Below are 502 nucleotides of genomic sequence, written 5' to 3'. Positions count from 1 at the left end.
AAATCAGAGTTCAGATATTCACGAATCCAAGGATAAGGATGTTTGGTCGGAGCATCAGTAATTGGACACGGCAAACCACACTGTTTCATACGAGACACAGTCAAGTAATCAACAAAAGCACACATACTCTGTGTATTGATACCTGGACATGTACCGTCTTTAAAGAGGTGTGCAGCCCATTCCTTCTCTTGACTATTTACTTCCATAAAGATGTCAACTGCTTCTTGTTCACATTCTTTAGCAATTCGAACCCACTCGTCACCATCAGTACCAGATTGAAGTTGACGGATAATGTACTGAGTACCCTTGAGGTGGAGTTGTTCGTCACGAGCAATGAACTTCATAATCTTTGCATTACCTTCCATAATTTCCATGTTCTTATGGAAGTTAAAGGTACCGTTATGTTCGATTGAGCTCGCTAATTCTCAACCCGTTCTCTTATGAACTGCTACATATTACTATGCAGACCAGACTATATCACAATCCCAGAGGGATTCTCCCC

At 41.2% G+C, this 502-nt stretch carries 1 protein-coding gene; it reads right to left on the bottom strand.

The window, feature by feature from the left end:
• A partial coding sequence (locus Y887_RS19960) for a ribonucleotide-diphosphate reductase subunit beta (RefSeq protein WP_084726113.1) occupies positions 1-374 on the bottom strand: 374 nt, incomplete at its 3' end.
• Between the last annotated feature and the right edge of the window lie 128 nt (positions 375-502).

The organism is Xanthomonas pisi DSM 18956, assembly GCF_001010415.1.
GTDB lineage: Bacteria > Pseudomonadota > Gammaproteobacteria > Xanthomonadales > Xanthomonadaceae > Xanthomonas > Xanthomonas pisi.
Note: the sequence above shows the minus strand (reverse complement) of the source record. Positions and strands in the feature narration are given on the sequence as shown.